At 72.5% G+C, this 7,328-nt stretch carries 6 protein-coding genes; 1 reads left to right on the top strand and 5 read right to left on the bottom strand.

The genetic code is table 11. The annotated features are described in order from the left end of the window. Nucleotides 1–149 precede the first annotated feature (149 nt). The 4 genes from ACIOKD_RS40915 to ACIOKD_RS40900 are packed head-to-tail and all read right to left on the bottom strand — an operon-like array spanning nucleotide 150 to nucleotide 5,008. A complete protein-coding gene (locus tag ACIOKD_RS40915; protein WP_402093512.1) occupies nucleotides 150–1,304 on the bottom strand; it encodes an XdhC family protein in 1,155 nt (384 codons plus the stop codon). Beyond that, nucleotides 1,297–3,426 (bottom strand): xanthine dehydrogenase family protein molybdopterin-binding subunit, encoded by a 2,130-nt coding sequence (locus ACIOKD_RS40910; protein ID WP_402093510.1) that lies wholly within the window; start codon nucleotides 3,424–3,426, stop codon nucleotides 1,297–1,299. The genes ACIOKD_RS40915 and ACIOKD_RS40910 overlap by 8 nt, the downstream gene beginning before the upstream one ends. Continuing rightward, nucleotides 3,423–4,415, bottom strand: coding sequence for an FAD binding domain-containing protein (locus ACIOKD_RS40905; RefSeq protein ID WP_402093508.1), 993 nt, complete (start codon nucleotides 4,413–4,415; stop codon nucleotides 3,423–3,425). The genes ACIOKD_RS40910 and ACIOKD_RS40905 overlap by 4 nt, the downstream gene beginning before the upstream one ends. After that, nucleotides 4,412–5,008, bottom strand: a complete 597-nt coding sequence (locus tag ACIOKD_RS40900; protein ID WP_402093506.1) for a 2Fe-2S iron-sulfur cluster-binding protein — start codon at nucleotides 5,006–5,008, stop codon at nucleotides 4,412–4,414. Before ACIOKD_RS40900 ends, ACIOKD_RS40905 begins: the two co-directional genes overlap by 4 nt. A 340-nt stretch (nucleotides 5,009–5,348) precedes the next feature. Between ACIOKD_RS40900 and ACIOKD_RS40895 the strand changes: the two genes are divergently transcribed. Further along, nucleotides 5,349–5,930 carry a TetR/AcrR family transcriptional regulator gene (locus ACIOKD_RS40895; RefSeq protein WP_402093505.1) on the top strand — a complete coding sequence of 194 codons (582 nt, stop codon included), beginning with the start codon at nucleotides 5,349–5,351 and terminating at the stop codon, nucleotides 5,928–5,930. A 149-nt stretch (nucleotides 5,931–6,079) separates the two neighbouring features. On the opposite strand, the gene ACIOKD_RS40890 is transcribed toward ACIOKD_RS40895, so the two are convergent. Next, entirely contained in the window at nucleotides 6,080–7,282 is a 1,203-nt protein-coding gene (locus ACIOKD_RS40890) for a cytochrome P450 (RefSeq protein WP_402093504.1), read from the bottom strand. Nucleotides 7,283–7,328 lie beyond the last annotated feature (46 nt).

Below are 7,328 nucleotides of genomic sequence, written 5' to 3'. Positions count from 1 at the left end.
TGGTCACCGGCATCGAGGAAACGTTCCTTAACGCGTACAGGAACGGCAGTTTCCAGTACCTGCTCATCGTGGCCGACCGCGTCTGACATGCCCTGAACCGGGACAGGGCCCGGCCGTCACGATCGGCGGCCGGGCCCTGTCCCTGGTCTTCAGGCGGCCTCCGCGGCCTCCGTCGCGTCCCGCTGCCCGCCGTCACGGTGGATCGGGGTCCGTGTCCCGGTGAGGGGCGCGCCCGTTCCACCGCGCCGGGCCGCGACGATCTCGGACGCGATGGACAGGGCCGTCTCCTCGGGCGTACGGGCGCCGAGGTCGAGGCCGATCGGCGACCGCAGTCGCGCCAACTCGACCTCGGTCAGGCCGACTTCACGCAGCCGCCGGTCCCGGTCCGCGTGGGTCCTGCGCGAACCCATCGCCCCGACGAACGCCACCGGCATCCGCAGTGCCTGTTCCAGCAGCGGGATGTCGAACTTGGCGTCGTGGGTGAGCACGCACAGCACCGTGCGCCCGTCGGTCGCGGTGCCCCGCAGATACCGGTGCGGCCAGTCGACGACCAGGTCGTCGGCCTCGGGGAAGCGGGCCCGGGTGGCGAACACGGGACGGGCGTCGCACACCGTCACGTGGTAGCCGAGGAACTTGCCGGCCCGCACGAGCGCCGCGGCGAAGTCGATCGCACCGAAGACGATCATGCGCGGCGGCGGTACGTTCGACTCGACGAGCAGGGTGAGCCCGCCGGGGCAGTTGCTGCCGTCCTCCGAGAGGTCGAGGGTGCCGGTCCGTCCGCCGTCCAGCATCGCCCGCGCCTCGGCCGCGGCCGTACGGTCCAGCTCCGCGGAGCCATTGCCGTACGACCCCTCGTACGAGCCGTCGGGGTGCACCAGCAGGGCCCTGCCGAGGAGTTCCGCCGGGCCCCGGACGACCCGGGCGAGTGCCCTGGGTTCGCCCGAGGCGACGGCCGAAAGCGCCGAGCGGAACACCTCACGGACCGTTGCCTGTGCGGCGACCGGGGTGATCATGATGTCGAGCACCCCGCCGCAGGTCAGACCGACCGCGAAGGCGTCCTCGTCGCTGTAGCCGAACCGTTCGAGGACGCATCCGCCGTCCTGGAGCGCCTGCACGCACAGGTCGTACACCGCCCCTTCCACGCAGCCGCCGGAGACCGAGCCGATGACCGTGCCCTCGCTGTCGACCGCGAGGGCCGCGCCCGGCCCACGTGGTGCGCTGCCCCCGACGGCCACCACGGTGGCCACGGCGAACTCCCGGCCCTCCTCGGCCCAGCGGGCCAGCTCGTCGGCGATGTCAAACATGCGGGCCCGCCGTGATGACGCGGTCCGGCCGGATGGGCAGGTCGCGGTGGCGTACGCCGGTCGCGTGCCAGACCGCGTTGGCGATCGCCGCCGCGGCTCCCACGATGCCGATCTCGCCGATGCCCTTGATTCCGACCGGGTCGTCCGGGTCCGGGTCGTCCACCCAGTCGGCCTCTACGAGCGGTACGTCGGCGTTGCTGGCGACGTGGTAGCCCGCGAGGTCGGCGCCGTAGAGGGCGCCGGTGTTCCGGTCCCTCACCGCCTCCTCGTGCAGGGCCATGGAGATGCCCCAGATCATTCCGCCGGTGAACTGGCCGCGGGCCGTGAGCGGGTTGATGATGCGCCCCGCGGCGAACATGCCGAGCATGCGGCGCACGCGCACTTCTCCGGTGCTCACGTCCACGGCGACCTCGGCGAACTGCGCCCCGAAGGAGTGGCGTTCCTTCTGCGCGAGGGCCCCGACGGCGGCGGTGGTGTCCGACCGTACGGTGATGCCCTCCGGCGGGATGCCGTCGCTCAGGGCGAGCCGCTCCAGCAGTTCCCGGGCCGCGGCCGTGACCGCCCAGGCCCAGGACCGGGTGCCCATCGACCCGCCGGCGATCATCGCCGGACCGAAGTCGCTGTCGCCGATCCGCACACGAACCCGGTCGGTGGGCACCTCAAGGGCGTCGGCGGCGATCAGGGTGAGCGCCGTCCGGGCCCCGGTCCCGATGTCCGCCGCGTTGATCCGCACGGTGAAGGTGCCGTCGGCCTCCGCGGTCGCGGCGGCCGTGGACGGCATCGCTCCCACGAAGAAGGAGGCCGCCGCCGTACCGGTGCCGATCAGCCAGCGCCCTTCCCGGCGCACACCCGGACGCGGGTCCCGGTCCGCCCAGCCGAACCGGCGGGCGCCCTCCTCGAAGCAGGCGGGCAGGTTGCGGGTGCTGAACGGCAGTCCGGAGACCGGACCCACCGCGGGCTCGTTGCGGCTACGCAGCTCGATCGGGTCGACACCGAGCTTCTCGGCGAGTTCGTCGAGTGCCGATTCCAGCGCGAACGAGCCGGGCGCCTCGCCGGGAGCGCGCATGAACGTCGGGCTCGGCACATCGAGCCGTACGACCCTGTTGGCGGTGTGGTGGGCGGGGGCGTCGTACATCACCCGCGCCGGTCCGGCGCCCGACTCGATGAACTCGTACACGGTCGAGGTCAGGCTCAGGCAGCTGTGCTCCAGCGCGCGCAGCCGTCCCTCGGCGTCGGCGCCGAGCCGGACCCGCTGGGTCGTGGGGCTGCGGTAGCCGGCGAGCGAGAACATCTGACGGCGCGTCATGACGACCCGGACGGGGCGCGACAGGACGGTCGCGGCCATCACCGCTGCGACCTGGTGGGCGCGGACGCCCTTGCTGCCGAAGCCGCCGCCGACGTGTTCGGAGCGCACGTGCACCGAGGCCGGGTCGAGCGAGAAGAGACTGGCGAGTTCGGCCGCGACCCAGATCGTGCCCTGGTTGGAGTCCACCACCTCCAGCCGGCCGCCGTCCCACAGGGCTGTCGCCGCGTGGGGCTCCATCGAGTTGTGGTGCTCTTCCGGCGTGGTGTACACGGCGTCCAGGACGACGGCGGAGGAGGCCAGTTCGGCTTCGAGGTCGCCCTTCTCCGTCACCGCCGGTCCACCGGGGCCGGGTATCGAGTACGCGTCGGGGTGCTCCCCGGCGAAGGTGACGTCGTGCGCCTCCTCCTCGTAGTGCACCACCAACGCCTCGGCGGCTTCCCTGGCCTGCTCGGAGGTCTCGGCGACGACCAGCGCCACCGGCCAGCCCGCGTGCGGCACCCGGTCGTGCTGGAAGACGGCGATGGTCGGGTCCGGCGGCATGCCCAGCATGCCGACGTAGTCGGTGTCGACGCGCGGGGCGTTCCCGTGGTGCAGGACCGCGAGGACGCCCGGCATGTCCAGGACCGGAGCGTCCTCGACCGAGCTGACGCGGCCACGGGTGACCGTGGAGAGCACCAGCCATCCGTGGGCCAGTTCGGTGAAGGGGATCTCGGCCGCGTAGCGGGCCGCTCCGGTGACCTTGTCCCGGCCCTCCACACGGGTGTGCGCGGTGCCGACGGCCGGTACCGCCCTGATTCCGGTCGTGGTGGTGGTCATCGGGCGGCCTCCTCGGCGAGTTCGCTCAGCACGGCGACGACGAGGTTGCGCATGAGTGTCACCTTGTATCCGTTGTGCGGCAGCGGCCGGGCGGCCGCCAGTTCGGCGTCGGCCGCCGCGGCGAAGGCGGCGGCGTCGGCCGGTCCGCCGGTCAGCGCCGCTTCGGCCGCGTGGGCCCGCCACGGCCGGGACGCGACGGCCCCGAAGGCGAGGCGCACCTCGTGCACGTCGCCGTCCCGGACGTCGAGCGCGGCGGCGATCGAGCCGATGGCGAAGGCGTACGAGGCCCGCTCGCGCACCTTGCGGTAGCGGGAGTTGGCGGCCACCGGGGCGGGCGGCAGGACGACGCCGGTGATCAGCGCACCCGGCGGCAGGGCGGTCTCCAGGTGCGGGGTGTCGCCCACCGGCAGATAGAACTCGGTGAGGGGCAGCTCGCCCGGCCCGTCGGCCGTCTCGTAGGTGACGACGGCGTCGAAGGCCGTCAGCGCCACTCCCAGGTCGGAGGGGTGGGTGGCCACGCAGTGGTCGGAGGCGCCCAGGATCGCGTGGTTGTGGTGCTCACCCTCGATCGCGGGGCAGCCGCTGCCGGGGTCGCGCTTGTTGCACGGCTTGGTCACGTCGGTGAAGTAGCCGCAGCGGGTGCGCTGCAGCAGGTTCCCGCCGACGGTCGCCATGTTGCGCAGCTGCCCGGAGGCTCCGGCGAGGACCGCCTGGGTCAGGGCCGGGTAGCGGCGGCGCACGTCGGGGTGCGCGGCGAGGTCGCTGTTGGTGACGGTCGCGCCGATGCGCAGTCCGCCGTCCTCGGTCGACTCGATGCGGTCCAGCGGCAGTTCGCGTACGTCGACGAGTCGGCCGGGCCGCTCCACGCCGGTCTTCATCAGGTCGACGAGGTTGGTGCCGCCGCCCAGGAAGCGGGCGTCCGGGTCGGCGTCGAGCAGCGCGAGGGCGCCGGAGACGTCGACCGCGCGCTGATATCCGAACTCCTTCATGCCGCTGCCCCTTCGCGCTCGGTGCCCTGCGCGGCCCGGACGGCTCGCGCGTCGGCGTCGGCCTCGGCCGCGCGGGCGACCGCCTGCACGATCGACACGTACGCGCCGCAGCGGCAGAGGTTGCCGCTCATCCGCTCGCGTATCTCGTCGGGGGTCAGGGGCGGTGGTCCCGCTTCGGGGCGTACGTCGTCGGTGACGGCGCTCGGCCAGCCGGCGGCGTGCTCCTCGATGACCGCGACGGCCGAACAGATCTGGCCAGGTGTGCAGTAGCCGCACTGGTATCCGTCGAGGTCGAGGAACGCCTGCTGTACGGCGTGCAATTGCTCACCCTCGGCGACGCCCTCGATGGTGGTGATCTCCCGGCCTTCGGCCGCCACCGCCAGTTGCAGGCAGGCGACGGCCCGGCGTTTGTCGAGCAGGACGGTACACGCCCCGCACTGCCCCTGGTCACAGCCCTTTTTGGTGCCGGTCATATCGAGGCGCTCACGCAGGGCGTCGAGCAGGGTGGTGCGGTGGTCGACGGTCAGGGTGTGCTTCTCGCCGTTGATGTTCAAAGTGACGGCGCTGTACGTCGACGGGGGCGCTGTGGCCATGATCAGCCTTCTTTCACATTCCCGGGCCATCCCACGAGGGCGGTCCGGCAGGCAGAGAGTACGGAAAACCGCTATAGACGTAAGAGACGCGAAGTCGCGTCGGAGAAGAGGGGCGGGGGGCGTGTCGGGTGGAGGGCGTCGCCGCGTGTAGCGGTGGCGGGCCGGAAGCGTGCAATATGCAAGCAAGCGGGTCGCGGCCGACCACCGCCACCTGTCCAGGCCGGACGACCCGCCGGTAAGGTGTACCTAACCGGACAGTTGTCCGCCCACGAGAAAACGTAGTGGACACCTGTCCGCTTAGCAAGGACGGGATTCGGCCACGAACCCGCGAGGAGGACGCGTGCGGCACAAGAAGGACGCACCTCTGCGCTCGGACGCGCAGCGGAACCGCGAGCGCATCCTGGAAGTGGCCGTGGCCGAGCTGACGCTCTGCGCGGACGCCCCGCTCAGCGTCATCGCCAAGAAGGCGGGCGTCGGGCAGGGCACGTTCTACCGCAATTTTCCGAATCGTGAGGCTCTCGTCCTGGAGATCTACCGTCACGAGATGCAGCAGGTCGCCGAGGCGGCGTGCGAGCTGCTCCAGGCCCATGAGCCGGAGCGGGCACTACGCGAGTGGATGGACCACCTCGCCCGGTTCGCCATGACCAAGGCGGGTCTGGCGGACGCGATCCGGCAGGCCACCAGCGCCCCGGGCAGCCCGGCGAAGCCGGAACCCACTCCGGTGGCGTCCGCGGCGGAGCTGCTGCTCCGCACCAACGAGGAGGCGGGCACCATCCGCCCGGGCGTGACCGCGGACGACTTCATTCTCGCCATCGCGGGCCTCTGGCAGCTCGACCCCCACGGGGACTGGCAGTCGCGCGCCGCCCGCCTTCTGGACTTCGTCATGGACGGACTGCGCGCGGGGGCCCCGGGCCGCCGGTGAGGCCGCGTTCCCGGTGGTCTCAGGACGGGGTTCCGCACGCAGGGCGCCGCAGGCGGTGCCCGTCGGGGCCGCGCGGGAACGTCGCGGTGAGGCGGCCGGCAGGGACGGCGGCCGGTCGGTGGGGACGGCCAGTCGGTGGGGACGGCCGGTCAGAGCGGGCTGTCCCACAGGGCGTGGAGGCTGGGCGGCTTACGGAAGACCAGGCCGTACGGGGCGGCGGGACGGGCCGGGTCCAGGCGCAGGGCGGGGAGCCGTCCGAGCAGGTGCCGCAGGGCGATACGGGTCTCCAGGCGCGCGAGGTGTGCGGCGAGGCAGTAGTGCGGGCCGTGGGCGAAGGCCAGTTGGAGGCGCGCGTTCTCGCGGCGGACGTCGAACCTGTCGGGGTCGGGGAAGACGTCGGGGTCGCGGTTGGCTCCGGCCAGGGAGACGGTGACCAGGTCGCCGCGGCGGACGGTGACCGGGCCGAGGACGGTGTCGCGGGTGGCGTAGCGGTCCACGACCGCGGCGCCCGGTTCGAGGCGCAGCGACTCCTCGATCGCGCCGTCCAGCAGGTCGGGGTCGGCACGGACGAGGGCGAGTTGGTCGGGGTGGTGCAACAGATGCAGCAGCGCGTTGGTGATCATGCCCTCGGTGGTCTCGATGCCGCCGAACATCAGGACCGCGGCGTTGGACGCCACTTCGGACGGTGTCAGCCGTCCGGCGGCGGAGACGAGGAGTGAGGCCGCGTTCCGGTCGGCGACGGTGGCTTCCACGGCTGCCCGCAACTGGGCGTAGGCCGCGGTGCCCGCGGGACCCGCCGCCTGTCCTGCGGTGATGTCCGAGACCGCCGCCACGATGGAGTCGTACCAGGACAGGACCGTGGCGGTACTCGTGCCGACCAGCCCGAGTGCCTCGGTGACGACGGCGACCGCGAGCGGACCGGCGAAGGCGCGTCGCAGGTCGGCGGTGCCGGCCGGTGCCAGTTCGGTGATGAGCCGGTCGCTCTCCCCCTCGATGAACGAGGCAAAGCCGTCATGGACGGCCCGGGGGCGGAAGGGAGCGGTGAAGGGCTCACGGTGGCGGGCGTGCGCGGCACCGTCCAGGGACAGCATGCTCGGCCCGACGACCTGCGCGGTGGAGAACCGCGGGTCGTCGACCGTGAAGGTCTCGGCGTCCCGCATCACGTTCATCGCGAGGTCCCGGCGGGTCACCAGCCAGCCGTCCAGTTCGGGCAGCCAGGACACGGGCTCGTGCGCACGGAGTCGTGCCAGTCGTGCGTGGGGGTCCCGGGTGAGTTCGGCGAGCGTGGTGGCGGCACCGAGGGGGAAGGGCGTGGTCGCGGCACCGGGCGGGGAGGAACCGACGGCGTTCATCGCGGAGTCCGGGCGAGTACGGGATAACCGATCACACGCAAGGCTA

The organism is Streptomyces sp. NPDC087844 (assembly GCF_044742785.1).
In the GTDB taxonomy this organism is placed as follows: domain Bacteria; phylum Actinomycetota; class Actinomycetes; order Streptomycetales; family Streptomycetaceae; genus Streptomyces.
The sequence above is the reverse complement of the archived record's forward strand: the minus strand, read 5'-3'. Positions and strand labels throughout refer to the sequence as shown.

Coding starts and splice junctions, on each gene's coding strand:
- ACIOKD_RS40915 (WP_402093512.1), bottom strand. CDS start 1,304: ATGTTTGACATCGCCGACGAGCTGGCCCGCTGGGCCGAGGAGGGCCGG.
- ACIOKD_RS40910 (WP_402093510.1), bottom strand. CDS start 3,426: ATGACCACCACCACGACCGGAATCAGGGCGGTACCGGCCGTCGGCACC.
- ACIOKD_RS40905 (WP_402093508.1), bottom strand. CDS start 4,415: ATGAAGGAGTTCGGATATCAGCGCGCGGTCGACGTCTCCGGCGCCCTC.
- ACIOKD_RS40900 (WP_402093506.1), bottom strand. CDS start 5,008: ATGGCCACAGCGCCCCCGTCGACGTACAGCGCCGTCACTTTGAACATC.
- ACIOKD_RS40890 (WP_402093504.1), bottom strand. CDS start 7,282: ATGAACGCCGTCGGTTCCTCCCCGCCCGGTGCCGCGACCACGCCCTTC.